Here is a 16,337-nt window from a genome sequence, read left to right on the forward strand (position 1 = left end):
GACAGACAGAACAACACGATATGGATGACAACTTCTTCGACTTCTCCCCGGCCCGCATAGCCGAACTCGCTGCCGCCGACGGCGCGCGTGCCCTGCGTGAGGACGCCGGCGACGGCGACCTCACCGCCGCACTGGTGCCCGCCGGCAGCCGTGCCCATGCCCGTGTGCTGCTGCGCGAGCCCGCCGTGCTGTGCGGCTCGCCCTGGGTCGACGCCGTCGTGCGGCAGCTCGATCCGCAGGCGCGCATCGTCTGGCACGGCGCGGAAGGCGCGCGCTGCGCGGCCGACCAGGTAGTGCTGGAGGTCGAGGGCGATGCCCGTGCCTTGCTGACCGCCGAGCGCACCGCGCTCAACTTCCTTCAGCTCCTCAGCGCGGTCGCGACTCGCACGGCCGCCTATGTGGAGGCGGTGCGCGGCACGCGCGCCGTCATCGTCGACACGCGCAAGACGCTGCCGGGCCTGCGCCTGGCGCAGAAGTACGCGGTGCGTACGGGCGGAGGCACCAACCACCGCATCGGCCTCTACGACGCCATCCTCATCAAGGAAAACCACATCGCCGCGGCCGGCGGCGTCAGCGCCGCGCTGCGCGCCGCCGCCGAAGCAGGCCAGCGGGCCAGGTTCGTCGAGATCGAGGTCGAGACGCTGGCCCAGCTCGACGAGGCGCTGGGCCAGGGCGCACGCATGGTCCTGCTCGACAACATGGATCTCCCCACCTTGCGCGAGGCCGTGCGCCGCAACGATGCGGCGGCGGGCGCCCGGGCCGTGCTGGAAATCTCGGGCGGCGTCACGATGGAGAGCGTGCGCGGCCTCGCCGAGACGGGCGTGGACCGCATCTCCATCGGGGCCCTGACCAAGGACATCAAGGCGATCGATTTCTCGATGCGTTTCCAGGAAGCCTGATCCATGACATCAGCAGTCATCAGCGTCGAGTACGAGCAGCCGATCGCCTCCGCCGCCTGCGACACGCGCCATGCCTGGGCACGTGTGCCGGCCGAGCCCTCGAAGGCCGAGCGCGAGGCGCTCAAGTCCCGCATCCGCCGCCTCCTGCGCGAGCGCGATGCGGTGATGGTGTCGCACTACTACGTGCACCCCGACCTGCAGGACCTGGCCGAGGAGACCGGCGGCATCGTCAGCGACTCGCTCGAGATGGCGCGTTTCGGCCGCGATCATCCGGCGCAGACCCTGGTCGTCTCCGGCGTGCGCTTCATGGGCGAGACCGCGAAGATCCTTTCGCCCGAGAAGCGCGTGCTGATGCCCGACCTCGACGCCACCTGCTCGCTCGACCTGGGCTGTCCGGCCGATGCCTTCAGCGCCTTCTGCGACCAGCACCCGGACCGTACCGTGGTCGTCTACGCCAACACCAGCGCCGCCGTGAAGGCGCGTGCCGACTGGCTGGTCACCTCCAGCTGTGCACTCGACGTGGTGAGCGCCCTTCACGCGCAAGGCCGCAAGATCCTCTGGGCGCCCGACCGGCACCTGGGCGACTACATCCGCCGCGAAACCGGCGCCGACATGCTGAGCTGGGACGGCGCCTGCATCGTGCATGACGAGTTCAAGGCGCTCGAGCTCGAACTGTTGATCGAGGCCCATCCGGGCGCCAAGGTGCTGGTGCATCCCGAATCACCGGCGTCGGTCATCGCGCTGGCAGACGCCGTGGGCTCCACTTCGGGCATCCTTGCCGCCGCGCAGCGCATGGACGCGCGCGAGTTCGTCGTCGCCACCGACACCGGCCTCCTGCACAAGCTGCGCACGCTCAACCCCGGCAAGACCTTCATCGAGGCGCCCACCGCTGGCAACGGCGCCACTTGCAAGAGCTGCGCGCACTGTCCCTGGATGGCGATGAACGGCCTGGCCGATCTGGCCCGCGTGCTGGAGAAGGGCGAAGGCGAGGTGCATGTAGCGCCGGCGCTGGGCCGGCGTGCGCGCGTGCCGATCGACCGCATGCTGGCCTTCACCGCCGGGCTCAAGGAGGGCCACCCGGCGGGGAGCCTGGTCGCCGGCATCGGCGCGGCTTGATGGCGCCCGTTTCCGCGCTCATCGACTTTTCTTCTCCCGGCGAAACGCGCGACGCACCGCGGCTGCGGCATGCCTTCGGGGTGCCGCGCGAGATCCTGCAGGCGCGCACGGCGCCCGAGGTCCGGCCCCTGCTGGATGCGGTGCAGGCGCAGGCTCGAGGCGGGCGTTGGTGCGTGGGCTATCTGCGCTACGAGGCGGCTGGCGCTTTCGACCCGGCACTGGCGGTGCGCGATCCCGTTGGACCGCTCGCCTGGTTCGGTGTCCACGACGCCGCGCTGCCCTGGCCCGGCGACGACCGCGATGCGGCGCAGCCGGCATTGACGTGGGAAGAGACGTTGTCGCGGGACGAGTTCGACCTGGCACTGGCCCGGCTGCGCGAGGCCATCGGCGCTGGTGACCTCTACCAGGTCAACTACACCTCGATGCTGCGCGGCCGTCTTGCCGGGGCTGCGGGCGCCGGCCCGCATGCCGTGGCGCGTGCCCTGTTCGCCGCCCTGCAGCGTGCACAGCCCGGCGGCTACGCGGCCTTCATCGACGATGGCGAGGAGCAGGTCCTGTCGGCATCGCCCGAGCTGTTCTTCGACTGGTGCGCGGGCCGGCTGCTCACGCGCCCCATGAAGGGCACCGCCGCGCGAGGCGCAACCGCGCAGGAGGATGCCGAGGCCGCCGCCCGGCTGCGCGAGTCAGCCAAGGAGCGCGCCGAAAACGTCATGATCGTCGACCTGCTGCGCAACGACATGTCGCGCGTTGCCCAGCCCTTCTCGGTGCGCGTGCCGCGCCTGTTCCGCGCCGAGGCATTGCCGACCGTCTGGCAGATGACCTCCGACATCGAGGCGCGCACGCGGCCCGGCTGCACGCTGGCCGAGGTGTTCGCGGCCCTGTTTCCGTGCGGTTCGGTGACGGGCGCTCCCAAGGTCAGCGCCATGCGCATGATCCGCGCGCTGGAGCCCGAGCCCCGGGGCGTCTACTGCGGCGCCGTGGGCGTGGTGCGGCCGGGTGGCGATGCCATCTTCAACGTGCCGATCCGCACCGTCACACTGCGCAGTGGGGCGGCGCGTTGCGGCATCGGCAGCGGCATCGTTGCCGAATCGCAGCCCGACGGCGAATGGCAGGAATGGCAGCACAAGCGCGCCTTCCTCGATCGCGCCAGCGCGCCGTTCGAACTGCTGGAGACGCTCGCGCTGGAAGACGGCACGCTGCGCGATGCTTCGGCCCATCTTGCGCGCATGGCCGCTGCGGCAGGGCACTTCGGCTACCCCTGGCCGGAGCAGGGCGCGGCACAGCGCCTGGAAGCGCTGCGCCAGTCGAATCCGCTGGGCCACTGGCGCGTGCGCCTTCTCCTGGACCACGGCGGTCGCATGCACGCGCAAGCCATCGCTCAGGAGGCCGCGCCGCAGCGCGTGCGCCTGCAACTGGCCGACCGGGCCTTCGACGCGTCACACAGCGAATTCGTGCGCTTCAAGACCACCCGCCGCTCGCACTACGAGGCCTTCGCGCCCACGCGTGCCGGCGTGTTCGACACCCTGTTGTGGAACCCGCGCGGCGAGCTCACCGAATGCACGCGCGGCAACGTGGCTTTCCGGGTCGACGGCCGGTGGGTGACGCCGCCCCTGGCCTGCGGCCTGCTGGGCGGAGTCGGCCGGGCGCGCTGGCTGCGCGAGGGCCGGATGACGGAGTCGGTAGTGCGCCTGCAGGACCTGCCGCGGGTGGAGGCGCTGGCCTTCGTGAACAGCCTGCGGGGATGGATCGACGCCGAACTCGACCTGCCGGTGGCCTGAACCGCCGAGGTCGATGACCACGGCGGGCATGCCAGCCTGGGAGCCTTCGCGTTGCAAGGTGAGAAGATCTCCTTGACGCTGTAGCTCATCAGGAAGTCAGATGTCGACTTCCAGGTTGTCGATCAGCCGCGTGGTGCCGAGCCGGGCGGCTGCCAGCGCCACGAGCGACTCGCCGGCCGCTGGCGCCTGCAGGTCGGCACGGCGGCGCAGCGCCATGTAGTCGGGCTTCCATCCTCGCGCTTCCAGCGAACGCATGGCGCGCGCCTCGATGGCCGCGAGATCGCGCTCGCCCGAGCGCACGGCATCGGCCATTGCGTGCAAGGCCTTGGACAGCTGCGCCGCCTCGTCCCGCTCGGCACCGCTCAGGTAGCCGTTGCGCGACGACAGCGCCAGCCCGTCCTCGGCGCGCCGTGTCTCGCTGCCCACGATTTCGATGGGCAGCGCAAACTGACGGACCATGTGGCGGATCATCATCAGCTGCTGGTAGTCCTTCTTGCCGAACACCGTGACGCGCGGCTGCACGCAGGCGAAGAGCTTCATCACCACCGTGCAGACGCCGACGAAAAAGCCAGGCCGGAAATGCCCTTCGAGAATGTCGGCCAGCGCCGGGTCCGGATGCACCTTGCAGGTCTGGGGCTCGGGGTAAAGCGTTTTCTCGTCGGGTGCGAACAGCAGGTCGCAGCCGACCGAGCGCAGCTTCTCGCAATCGCTGTCCCAGGTGCGTGGATAACTGTCGAAGTCCTCGTGCGGCAGGAACTGCAGCCGGTTGACAAAGATGCTGGCCACCGTGACGTCGCCCAGCGGCTTGGCCTCGCGCACCAGCGCCATGTGACCTTCGTGCAGGTTGCCCATGGTGGCGACCAGGGCAGGGCGCTGGTAGCCGCCCAGGAATTCGCGCAGTTCAGGAAGCGTGCGTGCGATGTGCATGGGGTGTTCCTACCAGGCGTGGAGTTGGTCGTCGGGAAAACTGCCGTCCTTCACGGCGCGCACATAGGCCTCGATGGCCGGCGCGATGCCCTCGGCACTCTGCATGAAGTTGCGCACGAACTTTGCCATCTTGCCGAGGTTCATGCCCAGCATGTCGTGCAGCACCAGGACCTGCCCGGCGGTGCCTCGCCCGGCACCGATGCCGATGGTGGCGCAGTGCTTCAGCTCGCCGGTGATTTCGGCGGCCAGCGCGGCCGGCACCATCTCCAGCACCAGCATCGCCGCGCCTGCGTCCTGCAGTGCATGGGCCTCGCGCTTGAGCCGCGCCGCGGCCTCGCCGCCCTTGCCCTGCACGCGGTAGCCGCCTAGCGCGTGCACCGTTTGCGGCGTGAGGCCCAGGTGGGCGCACACGGGAATGCCGCGTTCCACCAGGAAGCGCACGATCTCGGTGGTCCAGCCTCCTCCCTCGAGCTTGACCATGTGGGCGCCGGCCTGCATCAGCGCCGCGGCGCTGCGCAACGCCTGCTCACGCGATTCGTGGTAACTGCCGAAGGGCAGGTCTGCAATCAGCCAGGCCGTGCCTTGCACGCGGTGCAGCCCGCGAAACACGCTCTCGGTGTGATAGCGCATGGTCTCCAGTGTCACGCCCGCCGTGCTGTGCAGGCCCTGGCAGACCATGCCCAGCGAATCGCCGACAAGGATGCACTCGACGCCGGCGGCATCGGCCATGGCGGCAAAGGTGGCGTCGTAGGCGGTCAGCATGACGATTTTTTCGCCGCGCGCGTGCATGTCGGCCAGCCGCGGCAGGCTCAGCGGCTTGCGCTGCGCGGGCCCCGAGGCGGGCGGCAGGGTGCCGTAGGGCGTGGCCGCGCTCGCGGCAGGCGTCGAAGGCATGGTCGGGATCTCTCCGTGGATCGGCCGGAGGCCGGGTCGGGTGGGGCGGCAGGCGCCCCGGGACTGCGCGCTCAGGCGGGAATGGCTTCGCTCGATGCAGGCTGCACGGCGATATGCGCACGCTCTTCCTTGATGCGGTTGGCGCCGTCCACGAACACCAGCTTCGGCTGGTGGCTGCGCACCTGGTCCTCGGGCACCATCCCGAACGCGGCAATGATGACCAGGTCGCCCAGCGAGGCGCGGCGTGCGGCCGAGCCGTTGAGCGAGATGATGCCGCTGCCGCGCTGGCCGCGGATCGCGTAGGTCACGAAGCGCTCGCCGTTGTTGATGTTCCAGACGTGGATCTGCTCGTTCTCCGCGAGGTTGGCGGCCTCCAGCAGGTCTTCGTCGATGGCGCAGGAGCCTTCGTAGTGCAGCTCGCAGTCGGTGACGGTCGCGCGATGGATCTTTGACTTGAGCAGGTTACGGAGCATGGGGTCGAGGCGAAGTGTGTGGTGGAAATCCCGCCCTTGGCCGGAGCCGGGCGCGCAAGGCGTCGAATGCTAGTGGAGAACCATCCAAAGAAAAATTCCGGCGAGGAACTTTGCCCGGCCTGCGCTGCGGCTTTCAGCTCGCCGGCGGCACCAGGATGGTGGGCGCCGCGGGCGCGGCAAGCGATGGGTAGTCGCGGCTGAAGTGCAGCCCGCGGCTCTCGCGCCGGGCCTGGGCCGACCGCACGATGAGCGCGGCCACCTGCACCAGGTTGCGCAGCTCGAGCAGGTCGCGCGTGACGTGGAAATGGGCATAGAACTCCTGGATCTCGCGGTCCAGCAGCGCAATGCGATGGGTCGCGCGCTCCAGGCGCTTGTTGGTGCGCACGATGCCCACGTAGTCCCACATGAAGCGGCGCAGCTCGTCCCAGTTGTGCGAGATGACCACCGTCTCGTCGGCGTCGCTGACGCGGCTGTCGTCCCACGCGGGCAGCGGCGCGACGGCACGGGCTGGCGCCTCGGCGATCGCCTGCGCGGCGGCACGGGCGAACACCATGCATTCGAGCAGCGAGTTGCTGGCCAGGCGGTTGGCCCCGTGCAGCCCAGTGCAGGCGGTCTCGCCGATGACGTGCAGGCCGGGCACGTCGGTGCGGCCCGCGAGATCGGTGAGCACCCCGCCGCAGGTGTAGTGCGCAGCCGGCACGACGGGGATCGGCTCGCGCGTGATGTCGATGCCCAACTCGGCACAGCGTGCCAGGATGTTGGGGAAATGTTCGCGCAGGAAGGCCGGGTTCTGGTGCGAGATGTCCAGGTGCACGCAGTCCAGCCCGTGCTTCTTCATTTCGAAGTCGATGGCGCGTGCGACCACGTCGCGCGGCGCGAGCTCTGCGCGCGCGTCGTGCGCTGGCATGAAGCGTGCACCCCCTGCCGATGGAGGCAGCTTCAGCAGCCCGCCTTCGCCCCGCACCGCCTCGCTGATCAGGAAGGACTTGGCATGCGGGTGGTACAGGCAGGTTGGATGGAACTGGATGAACTCCATGTTCGCCACCCGGCAGCCTGCACGCCAGGCCGCGGCAATGCCGTCGCCGGTGGCGGTGTCGGGATTGGTGGTGTAGAGATAGACCTTGCCCGCGCCGCCGGTCGCCAGGATGGTGTGCGGCGCGCGGAAGGTGAGCACCTCGTCGGTGGCCTCGTCGAGCGCATAAAGGCCCAGGCAGGCCGGGTCATTCAAGCCCAGCTTGCTGCCGGTGATCAGGTCCACCAGCGTGTGCTGCTCGAACAACGTCACGTTGGGCGTGCGGCGCACAGTGTCGATCAGCGTGCGCTGCACCGCAGCGCCGGTGGCATCGGTGGCGTGGACGATGCGGCGCTGGCTGTGCCCGCCTTCGCGCGTCAGGTGCAGCTCGCCGTTCTCGAGCGAGAAGGGCACGCCGAGACCGCGCAGCCATGCGATGGCTTCGGGCGCGTGCTCCACCACGAAGCGCGTGGCCGCCAGGTCGCAGAGGCCGGCCCCGGCAACCAGCGTGTCCTCCACATGGGACTGCAGGCTGTCGTCTTCGCCCAGCACCGCAGCAATCCCGCCCTGCGCCCACTGGCTGGCGCCATCGGCCAGCGCGCGCTTGGTGATCACAGCCACTCGGTGCGTGGGCGCGAGGTGCAACGCGGCGCTGAGGCCCGCGAGCCCACTGCCGACGATCAGGACGTCGAAATCGTGCATGGGTATTGGCTCTCACCGGGGGCGACACCAGCGGCCCGGCGAAGCAGGTTCCGCGGTGTCTCCCGAAGCGGCCTGGCTTCGCCTGCCGCCAATCGAGGATCCCGGGTCCGGCAAAAGGGCAACGTCATGCTGGCGAATAGGCCAGTCGGACGTAGATCGGTGCGAAGGCCTCGGCCTGCGTGATGTCGATCAGCGTCTCTTTGGCCAGCTCCAGCATGGCGATGAAGGTGACAATCAACACCGGCGTGCCGCGCTCGATGTCGAACAGTTTTTCGAACTCGACGAACTGCCGCCCCTGCAGATGGCGCAGCACGATGCTCATGTGCTCGCGCACGCTGAGCTCCTCGCGCGAGATCTTGTGGTGCTGCACGAGCTTGGCGCGGCGCAGGATGTCGGCCCAGGCATCGCGCAGGTCGACCACGTCCACGTCGGGAAAGCGCGGCTTGAGCGACTGCTCGATATAGACCTGCGCCTTCCAGAAATCGCGGCCCGCCTGCGGCATCGCGCTCAGCGAGGCGGCCTGCAGCTTGGCCTGCTCGTATTCGAGCAGCCGGCGCACCAGCTCGGCCCGCGGGTCCTCGACCTCTTCGCCCTCGGCTGTCTTCTTGGGCGGCAGCAGCATGCGCGACTTGATCTCGATCAGCATCGCCGCCATCAGCAGGTACTCGGCCGCCAGCTCGAGGTTGGTCTGGCGGATCTCGTCGACGTAGCTGAGATACTGGCGCGTCAGCGCCGCCATCGGGATGTCGAGAATGTTGAAGTTCTGCTTGCGGATCAGGTAGAGCAGCAGGTCGAGCGGCCCTTCGAACGCCTCCAGGAAGACCTGCAGCGCCTCGGGCGGGATGTAGAGGTCGTTCGGCAGCGCGAACAGCGGCTCGCCATAGAGCCGGGCCAGCGCGACCTGGTCGATCACCTCGGGCATGGCCGCGATCGGCGGTGCGTCGTCGTCCACGAAGCTCTCGGTGCCCTCGGTGCGGGCCTGCTCGCCCGCACCCGCATCCCGGTGGCCCGCTACTGGCCGGATCGGCACGGGGTTACTTCACACGCGTCTGGTAGACGTAGGGCTGCTGCGGCACCGCTCCCTGCTGATACTCGTCGAGCAAGGAGCGGTCGAGGTGCTTGTCCCAGAGCAGACTGCGGCCGGCGCGCTGCTCGGCTTCGAGCGTGGGCTTCTTCTGCTTCATCTCCTCGATGAAGTTCGTGATCTCGGAGGTGTAGTGGGGGCGAGCGAAGATGGACATGGGCTTGAACCTTTGCGCCCGAGTTTACCGGCCCCCGGTCCCGGCCGGCCACTCCGGGGGATTCCGGCGGCCTCATGTCCTGCTTTGCCCGGAACCGAGCGCATAGACTTGGCCCCGTGCATGACGGAAGGGGTCGAATGGTGCAAGGAAGAATCGGGCGCAGATGCGCGGTGGCTGCAGTGCTGTACGCCGCGTGCTGGCTCGCGGGATGCGACCCGCAGCACATCCGTGAACTGGAAGAGGGTGTCTCGACCGAGGCCGACGTGCGCGCGCGCTTCGGCGAGCCCGAGAACATCTGGGATTCGCCTGCCGGGCGGGTGTTCGAATACAACCGGCAGCCGCAAGGCCAGAAGAACTACATGATCACCATCGGGCCTGACGGGAAGATGGCGGCGCTGCGCCAGGTCCTCACGCCCGAGAATTTCGCCCGCGTGCAGCCCGGCATGGCCATGGAGGACCTGCGCAAGCTGCTGGGCAAGCCGGCGCGCAGGACACCCTATCCGCTCAAGAGACAGACGGAGTGGGAGTGGCGCTGGGTGCAGCCACCGAATTCGCCGATGGTCTTCACCGCCACGCTGAACGATGACCAGCGGGTGGTGAGTGCGGGGTCTTCGCCCGATCGCAGCACCGAGGCGCAATAACCTCGAAACGGCAGCTGCTGGCCCCTCAGGGTTCTTCGGGGCCGGGCGTGCCCGAACGGAGTTCATCGGCAAAGCCCGATCGCTCGATGGTTTCGAGCGGCTGCGGCTGCAGCGACTCGATGCGCAATTGCCCGCCGCGCGCCAGCACCGCCTTGTGCACCTGGCGCAGCCCCGCGAGCCCTGTCGTATCGAGCAAGACCAGGTGCATCGCGTCGAGCACCACCGTCATGCCGCGCGGCGCCCGCTCGATCGCCTGCACCGTCGGGTCCAGCTTGGCGGCGGCGCCGAAGAAGAGGGCCCCGTGGAGCTTGAAGGTCAGCACCGGCGGCTCGAGCGAGACCATTTCGACGCTGAACAACCTGCTCATTCGGCGTACGAACAGGGCACACGCGAGCACGATGCCCGCCTGCACTGCCACAGTGAGATCGAAGACGACTGTCAGGAAGAAGGTTCCGAGCATCAGCACCCGGTAGTCGCGGCTCGCCCGGCGCAGCAGGCGCGGCGAGAACTCGCGCCATTCGCCCATGTTCCAGCCCACGAAAAGCAGGATGCCCGCCAGCACCGCCAGCGGCACGTGCTGCGCAAGCGGTGCGGCGATCAGGACCACCGCGAGCAGCGTGAGCGCGTGCACGATGCCGGCAATGGGCGAGTTCGCGCCCGCGCGCACATTGGTCACGGTGCGCGCGATGGTCCCGGTCGCGGGCATGCCGCCGAAGAGAGGAGCCACGAAATTGGCCACGCCCTGCGCCATCAGCTCCTGGTTGGGGTCGTGCCGCGGCAACCCGCTGACTTGGTCGGCAACGCGCGCGCACAGCAGCGATTCAATCGCCCCGAGCAGGGCGATGGTGAGCGTGGGCGTCACCAGTTGCTTGACGGTTTCCCACGAGAACTCGGGGAGGGCAAAGCGGGCCATGCCTTCCGGGATTCCGCCGAAACGGGTGCCGATGGTCTCCACAGGCAAGCTGAAGCCCCACGACACCAGCGTGAGCGAGACCAGTGCGACGATCGGCCCCGGCACGCGCGAACCGGCGCGTACCGCGCGCAGCTCGGCCATGCGACGCAGCACGAGGTGCACCGCGTGGCCGAAGCGTGTGGTGTCGTGCAGCAGCGTGGGCCAAAGAAACAGACCGGCCAGGCAGGCCACGCCGAGCCCGACGGCGTAGGGGTTGAACGTGCCCAGGTGGATGGCCAGGGTGTGCAACTGCGAGAACATGTCGGCCGGCATCTTCGGGATCGTCAACCCGAGCCAGTCCTTGAGTTGCGAGATCAGGATCAGTGTCGCAATGCCGTTGGTGAATCCGATCACGATCGACACCGGCACGTAGCGCACCAGGGTGCCGAGCCGGAACAATCCCATCAGGAACAGCAGCACGCCGGCGCAGGCCGTGGCGATCAGCAGGTTGGCCACGCCGTAGCGCTCGACGATGCCGTAGACGATCACGATGAAGGCGCCGGCCGGCCCGCCGATCTGTACCGCGGAGCCGCCCAGTGCCGCGATCAGGAAGCCCGCAATGATCGCGGTCCAGATGCCGGCCTCGGGCTTGAGCCCGGAGGCGATCGCGAAGGCCATGGCCAGCGGCAGCGCCACGATGCCGACCGTGGCGCCGGCGCCGAGGTCCTTCAAGAAACGCTGCTGATCGTAGCCCGCCAGCGCGTCGATCAATCGGGGACGAAAGCGTGCAAGCGACAGGTGCGAACTCATGGCGCCATTGTGGCGGCGTCTCCGCGCCTTCAGTCTCGCAGCGTGATCACACCCTAGTTATCCCCTGGCAGGACGGCGTCGGCCGCCGCGCCCACGGCCTTGCCGGTGATGCGGGCGGTACCGATGGCTGCATCGGCGGCCAGGCCCACCGCGCCGGCAGTGACGCCCACCGCGGTGCTGGCGACCGTGACCACTGCGCAGCCGTGCAGCGGCAGTGCCAGGGTGATGGCGATGGCGGTGGCCAGGGCGGTGCGTTGCATCAATGACCTCTTGGAAGTGGCGGGCGCGTCAGCGTACCCGCAACCCCGGCGTGGCGCCAGCGCTTGGCTCGAGCACGTAGATCCCGGGCTCGGCCTTCCCGTCGGCATGGCTGGCGGCCAGCACCATGCCTTCGGAGATGCCGAATTTCATCTTGCGTGGCGCGAGGTTGGCGACCAGCACGGTGAGCTTGCCGACGAGCTGCTCGGGCTGGTAGGCGGAGGCGATGCCGGAGAACACGTTGCGCGTTCGGCCCTCGCCGGCATCGAGCGTCAGGTGCAGCAGCTTGGTGGAGCCCTCGACCTTCTGGCAGGCCACGATCTTCGCGATGCGCAGGTCGATCTTCGCGAAGTCGTCGATGGTGATGGTCGGCGCGATGCCTTCGCCGCCCGGATGCACGATGGCCTCGGCCGCTTCTGCCGCGGGGTCCGCCGCGGATTCTGGCGCTTCGAACAGCTGGTCGATCTGCTTGGCCTCGACGCGCTGCATCAGGTGCCTGTACTCGGCAATGGCGTGGCCTTCGCCGAGCAGCCGCGCCGAATCGGCGAACACCAGCGGCTCGCTGCGCAGGAAGCCTTCGACCTGCGCCGCAAGCGCCGGCAGCACGGGCTTGAGGTAGACCGTCATCAAGCGGAAAGCCTCGATGCAGGTGGTGCACACGTCGTGCAGCCGCGCCTCCATGCCGGCCTGCTTGGCCAGCTCCCAGGGCTTGTTCTGGTCCACGTACTCGTTGACCTTGTCGGCCAGCGCCATGATCTCGCGCAGCGCGCGTGCGAAGTCGCGCCCGTCGTACAGCGCGGCGAGCGGCCGGGCGGCCTCCTGCAGAGTCGCCAGCAGCGCAGCGCCATCGGTGCTCACGATGCCCAGTTTGCCGCCGAAGCGCTTGGCGATGAAGCCGGCCGCGCGGCTCGCGATGTTGATGTACTTGCCGATGAGATCGGCGTTCACGCGGGCGATGAAATCGTCGGGGTTGAAGTCGACGTCCTCTACCTTGGCATTGAGCTTGGCCGCGATGTAGTAGCGCAGCCACTCGGGATTCATGCCGATCGAAAGGTACTTGAGCGGGTCGATCCCGGTGCCGCGGCTCTTGCTCATCTTCTCGCCCGACACCGTGATGAAGCCATGCACGTTGACCTGCGCGGGCGTCTTGCGGCCGCTGAACTGCAGCATGGCGGGCCAGAACAGCGTGTGGAAGTAGACGATGTCCTTGCCGATGAAGTGAACCTGCTCCATGGCCGGGTCGGCCACGAAGTCGTCGAAGCTTTGAGTCGTGCGCGAGGGCTCGTGCCAGTGGGCCGCGGCCTGGCCCTTGTCGAAATGGTTCTTCAGACTGGCCAGGTAGCCGATGGGCGCGTCGAGCCAAACGTAGAAGTACTTGCCCGGTGCATCCGGGATCTCGATCCCGAAATAAGGCGCCTCGCGCGAGATGTCCCAGTCGGCCATTCCGGCCTCGAACCATTCGCTGGCCTTCTTCGCCATTTCGGGCTGCAGCTTGCCGTCCTGCGTCCAACCCTTGAGGAAGTCGACCACCTTGGGGTCGGAGAGCTTGAAGAAGAAGTGCTCGGAGCTGCGCAGCTCGGGCGCGGCGCCGGTCAGCGTCGAATAGGGGTTGATCAGCTCGGTGGGCGCGTACACGCTGCTGCACACCTCGCAGGAGTCGCCGTACTGGTCCTTGGCGTGGCACACCGGGCACTCGCCCTTGATGTAGCGGTCGGGCAGGAACATGCCCTTCACCGGGTCGTAGAACTGCTCGATGGTGCGCGTGGCGATCATGCCCGCCGCCTGGAGCTTCTTGTAGATGCCTTGCGCGAGCTCGGTGTTCTCCGGGCTGTCGGTGGAGTGCCAGTTGTCGAAGCGAATGTGAAAGCCGTCGAGGTATTCCTTGCGGCCGGCCGCGATCTCGCCGACGAATTCCTGCGGCGTCTTGCCCGCCTTCTCGGCCGCGATCATGATCGGCGCGCCGTGCGCATCGTCGGCGCCTACGAAGTGCACCATGTGCCCCTGCATGCGCTGGAACCGCACCCAGATGTCGGCCTGGATGTATTCCATGATGTGGCCGACGTGGAACTTGCCGTTGGCATACGGCAGGGCGGTGGTGACGAAGAGCTTGCGCTGGGGCATCGAAGGGCGCTTTCTGGGGGAACGGACGGGAGCCGGCGGCCGTGCGGCCGGGGGGGAGGGCATTTTAGGCGGCACACGCCGCTTACACTTTGGCCCCCTTGCGAGCTGCTGCCATGACCTCTGCCTTGCCGATCCTGTCCGCCGTCGAAACCCGCGTGCTCGGTGTGCTGGCCGAGAAACAGCGCACCGTGCCCGACAGCTACCCGCTGACGCTCAACACGCTGGTGGCCGGCTGCAACCAGAAGACCAGCCGCAACCCGCTGATGGAGCTGTCCGAAACCGAGGCGCAGGCCGCGCTCGACAGCCTCAAGGGCTACAGCCTGGTCATGGAATCCAGCGGCGGGCGTGTCGCGCGATACGAGCACAACATCGAGCGCGTGCTTCGCGTGCCCTCCCAGTCGACCATCCTGCTGACGGTGCTGATGCTGCGCGGCCCCCAGACGGCCGGCGAGCTGCGCATTGCCAGCGAGCGGATGCACAACTTTGCCGACATCTCCTCCGTCGAGGCCTTTCTGGACGAACTGGCCGAGCGCGCGGCCGGTGCGCTGGTCGTGAAGCTCGCTCGGCTGCCAGGGGCGCGCGAGAACCGCTGGATGCACCTGCTGGCGGGTCCGCCCTCGGAGCAGGCGCTGGAGCCGGCAGGAGAGCCGACGGGCCGCGGCGATGCTTCGCTCGGGGAGGTGGCGGCCCTGAGACTCAAGGTCGCGCGGCTGGAGGCCGAGGTCGCAGCCCTCAAGGCGCTGACTTCGCGCATCTGTTCGGAACTGGGCATCGCAGACACGCCTGAAGCGGGCGCATGAAATACGCGGTCTTCTTCCGCAACCTCAACCTTGGGCGACCCCGCTGCCCGACAAGGGCGCAGTTCGAAGCAGCCTTCCTGGGAGCCGGCGCCGAGTCGGCCGTCTCCTTCCTGACCAACGGCACGTTGGTTTTCGAGGCGCGCAACAAGACCCTGGCGCGCAAGGTGCTGGCGCAGGCCTCTCAGACGATGGCAGCGGAATGCGGCTTGCGCGAACCGGGCTTCTTGCGCCGCGTGCATCACCTGGGCCATTTGGTCGCCCTCGACCCGTTCTCGGGCGTGGAACGCGAGAGCGTCTACGAGGTCTGCGTCACCTTCCTGGACGCGAAGCATCCGGCACTGCCTGCGTTGCCGCTGGTCTCGAAGCGCGAGGACGTCGAACTGCTGAGCGCGACGGAGGGAGAAGTCTTCAGCGTCTGCCGGGCGGTCGGGAACACGCCGGGGAGCCCTAATGCCTTCCTGGAAAAATTGCTGGGGACGCCTGCGAGCACGCGGGCCTGGAATACGGTGGTGCGACTGGTTCAGAAGCTCGGCTGAGACACCCGCAATCCGCGTCCTGCAGGAAAGGTGCGAACGCCGACGGAAGTGTTCAGCGCTCTTCGGGCCGTCATGACGTTGGGCGCCCGAGCCTCACCGGCCGGCACTCATCGTGCGGTGCGCCGGTTTCACGGGCTCGTCAGGCGCCGCCGGCGGGGCTGGGCTCCGTGGCCATCGCCTGGTCGACCGCATCGCGCGTCAACGTCGGCGCGAAGGACTCGATGAAGGCGTGCACATAGCCACGCAGATAGCTGCCGCGCCGGACCGCGAGCCTGGTGTGGTTGATGCCGAAGAGGGCGCCGGCATCGAGCGCACGCAGCTGGGTGTCGCGCTCGGCCTCGTAGGCCATGCCGGCGACGACGCCCACACCCATGCCCAGTTGCACGTAGGTCTTGATCACGTCGGCGTCCATCGCGGTCAGCACGATGTGGGGCGCCAGCTTCGCCGCCTCGAAGGCATCGTCGATGCGCGTGCGGCCCGTGAATCCGGTGTCGTAGGTGATCAGTGGATGGCGCGCGAGCGCGTCCAGCGTGAGCGGACCCTCGAGCAGCACGTGCCCCGGCGGCACGATCACCGAATGCGTCCAGCAGTAGCAGGGCAGGGCCACCAGCTGGGGGTAGTCGGCCAGCGCTTCGGTCGCGATGCCGACATCGGCATCGCCGTCGAGCAGCATTTGGGCGACCTGCCTGGGCGAGCCCTGGTGCAGGTGGAGGCGCACATCGGGAAAGTGGCCGCGAAACTCCTGCACCGCGACCGGCAGCGCATAGCGCGCCTGCGTGTGCGTGGCGGCGATGCAAAGGCGGCCGCTCTGGCGGGCCACGAATTCCTGCCCCGCGTGGCGCAGGTTGCTGCTCTCCTGCAGCATCCGCTCGATGATCGGCAACACATGGCCGCCAGGTTCGGTGAGGCCCGTGAGGCGCTTGCCGGCGCGCACGAAAAGCTCGATGCCCAGTTCTTCCTCGAGCTCGCGGATCTGCCTGCTCACGCCAGGTTGGGAGGTGTGGAGCGTGTGAGCGACCTCGGTCAGGTTGAAGTTGCGGCGCACGGCTTCGCGCACCGAGCGCAATTGTTGGAAATTCATGATGCGGCAACGGGAGACGGCGCCCGGCAGAACGTTGGCAGGCTATTGTCCCGAGCCGCCTAGGGTCGAGGAACAACCGAATTGTTGATTCCAAATAATCAACTCATCTTTGGCGCCCGTAGGGTGAACCCGCGGGCAGGCGGGCACGCCTGCGGC

Annotated in this window: 16 protein-coding genes; 6 read left to right on the forward strand and 10 right to left on the reverse strand. The window is 68.3% G+C overall.

Annotated elements, in window-relative coordinates; translation table 11 throughout:
- The first annotated feature begins 20 nt into the window (after positions 1 to 20).
- Genes nadC through pabB form a run of 3 tightly spaced genes read left to right on the forward strand, consistent with a single transcriptional unit; the run spans position 21 to position 3,793 of the window.
- Complete coding sequence (nadC, locus tag E5CHR_RS07340) at positions 21 to 899, forward strand: carboxylating nicotinate-nucleotide diphosphorylase (protein ID WP_162579075.1); 879 nt, start codon at positions 21 to 23, stop codon at positions 897 to 899.
- Positions 900 to 902: 3 nt separating this feature from the next.
- Entirely contained in the window at positions 903 to 2,015 is a 1,113-nt protein-coding gene (nadA, locus tag E5CHR_RS07345; protein WP_162579076.1) for a quinolinate synthase NadA, read from the forward strand.
- Complete coding sequence (gene pabB / locus E5CHR_RS07350; RefSeq protein WP_162579077.1) at positions 2,015 to 3,793, forward strand: aminodeoxychorismate synthase component I; 1,779 nt, start codon at positions 2,015 to 2,017, stop codon at positions 3,791 to 3,793. The genes nadA and pabB overlap by 1 nt, the downstream gene beginning before the upstream one ends.
- A gap of 96 nt (positions 3,794 to 3,889) precedes the next feature.
- On the opposite strand, the gene panC is transcribed toward pabB, so the two are convergent.
- The 6 genes from panC to E5CHR_RS07380 form a co-directional block, all read right to left on the reverse strand.
- Positions 3,890 to 4,720, reverse strand: coding sequence for a pantoate--beta-alanine ligase (panC, locus tag E5CHR_RS07355; protein WP_162579078.1), 831 nt, complete (start codon positions 4,718 to 4,720; stop codon positions 3,890 to 3,892).
- A gap of 9 nt (positions 4,721 to 4,729) precedes the next feature.
- Positions 4,730 to 5,614, reverse strand: coding sequence for a 3-methyl-2-oxobutanoate hydroxymethyltransferase (panB, locus tag E5CHR_RS07360; protein ID WP_162579079.1), 885 nt, complete (start codon positions 5,612 to 5,614; stop codon positions 4,730 to 4,732).
- A gap of 71 nt (positions 5,615 to 5,685) precedes the next feature.
- The gene (gene panD / locus E5CHR_RS07365; protein ID WP_162579080.1) at positions 5,686 to 6,087 is read right to left on the reverse strand and encodes an aspartate 1-decarboxylase; all 402 of its coding nucleotides are present in this window, start codon (positions 6,085 to 6,087) and stop codon (positions 5,686 to 5,688) included.
- 133 nt (positions 6,088 to 6,220) lie between these two features.
- Positions 6,221 to 7,801, reverse strand: coding sequence for an L-aspartate oxidase (nadB, locus tag E5CHR_RS07370; RefSeq protein ID WP_174255703.1), 1,581 nt, complete (start codon positions 7,799 to 7,801; stop codon positions 6,221 to 6,223).
- A 124-nt stretch (positions 7,802 to 7,925) separates the two neighbouring features.
- Positions 7,926 to 8,723, reverse strand: a complete 798-nt coding sequence (locus E5CHR_RS07375) for a segregation and condensation protein A (protein ID WP_162583612.1) — start codon at positions 8,721 to 8,723, stop codon at positions 7,926 to 7,928.
- A gap of 112 nt (positions 8,724 to 8,835) precedes the next feature.
- Positions 8,836 to 9,042, reverse strand: a complete 207-nt coding sequence (locus E5CHR_RS07380) for a DUF3460 family protein (protein ID WP_162579081.1) — start codon at positions 9,040 to 9,042, stop codon at positions 8,836 to 8,838.
- Positions 9,043 to 9,179: 137 nt separating this feature from the next.
- Here E5CHR_RS07380 and E5CHR_RS07385 point away from each other — a divergent pair, with 137 nt between their 5' ends.
- A complete protein-coding gene (locus E5CHR_RS07385) occupies positions 9,180 to 9,683 on the forward strand; it encodes an outer membrane protein assembly factor BamE (RefSeq protein ID WP_232061986.1) in 504 nt (167 codons plus the stop codon).
- Between the two features lie 25 nt (positions 9,684 to 9,708).
- On the opposite strand, the gene E5CHR_RS07390 is transcribed toward E5CHR_RS07385, so the two are convergent.
- From E5CHR_RS07390 to metG, 3 genes are read right to left on the reverse strand one after another with little or no spacing between them, the layout of a single operon-like run.
- Positions 9,709 to 11,385, reverse strand: coding sequence for a SulP family inorganic anion transporter (locus E5CHR_RS07390; RefSeq protein ID WP_162579083.1), 1,677 nt, complete (start codon positions 11,383 to 11,385; stop codon positions 9,709 to 9,711).
- A 53-nt stretch (positions 11,386 to 11,438) separates the two neighbouring features.
- On the reverse strand, positions 11,439 to 11,645 hold the full coding sequence (locus tag E5CHR_RS07395; protein ID WP_162579084.1) for a hypothetical protein: 207 nt from the start codon (positions 11,643 to 11,645) through the stop codon (positions 11,439 to 11,441).
- A 28-nt stretch (positions 11,646 to 11,673) separates the two neighbouring features.
- Positions 11,674 to 13,764, reverse strand: coding sequence for a methionine--tRNA ligase (gene metG, locus E5CHR_RS07400; protein ID WP_162579085.1), 2,091 nt, complete (start codon positions 13,762 to 13,764; stop codon positions 11,674 to 11,676).
- Between the two features lie 113 nt (positions 13,765 to 13,877).
- On the opposite strand from metG, the gene E5CHR_RS07405 reads away from it, so the two are divergent.
- Together E5CHR_RS07405 and E5CHR_RS07410 are read left to right on the forward strand one after the other, a co-directional pair.
- Positions 13,878 to 14,564: a YceH family protein gene (locus E5CHR_RS07405; RefSeq protein WP_162579086.1), complete on the forward strand. Its 687-nt coding sequence runs from the start codon at positions 13,878 to 13,880 to the stop codon at positions 14,562 to 14,564.
- A complete protein-coding gene (locus E5CHR_RS07410; protein WP_162579087.1) occupies positions 14,561 to 15,100 on the forward strand; it encodes a DUF1697 domain-containing protein in 540 nt (179 codons plus the stop codon). The genes E5CHR_RS07405 and E5CHR_RS07410 overlap by 4 nt, the downstream gene beginning before the upstream one ends.
- A gap of 139 nt (positions 15,101 to 15,239) precedes the next feature.
- Here E5CHR_RS07410 and E5CHR_RS07415 read toward each other — a convergent pair whose 3' ends face one another.
- A complete protein-coding gene (locus tag E5CHR_RS07415) occupies positions 15,240 to 16,181 on the reverse strand; it encodes a CysB family HTH-type transcriptional regulator (RefSeq protein ID WP_162579088.1) in 942 nt (313 codons plus the stop codon).
- Positions 16,182 to 16,337: the final 156 nt, after the last annotated feature.

The sequence above is a fragment of the Variovorax sp. PBS-H4 genome, assembly GCF_901827205.1.
Lineage (GTDB): Bacteria > Pseudomonadota > Gammaproteobacteria > Burkholderiales > Burkholderiaceae_C > Variovorax.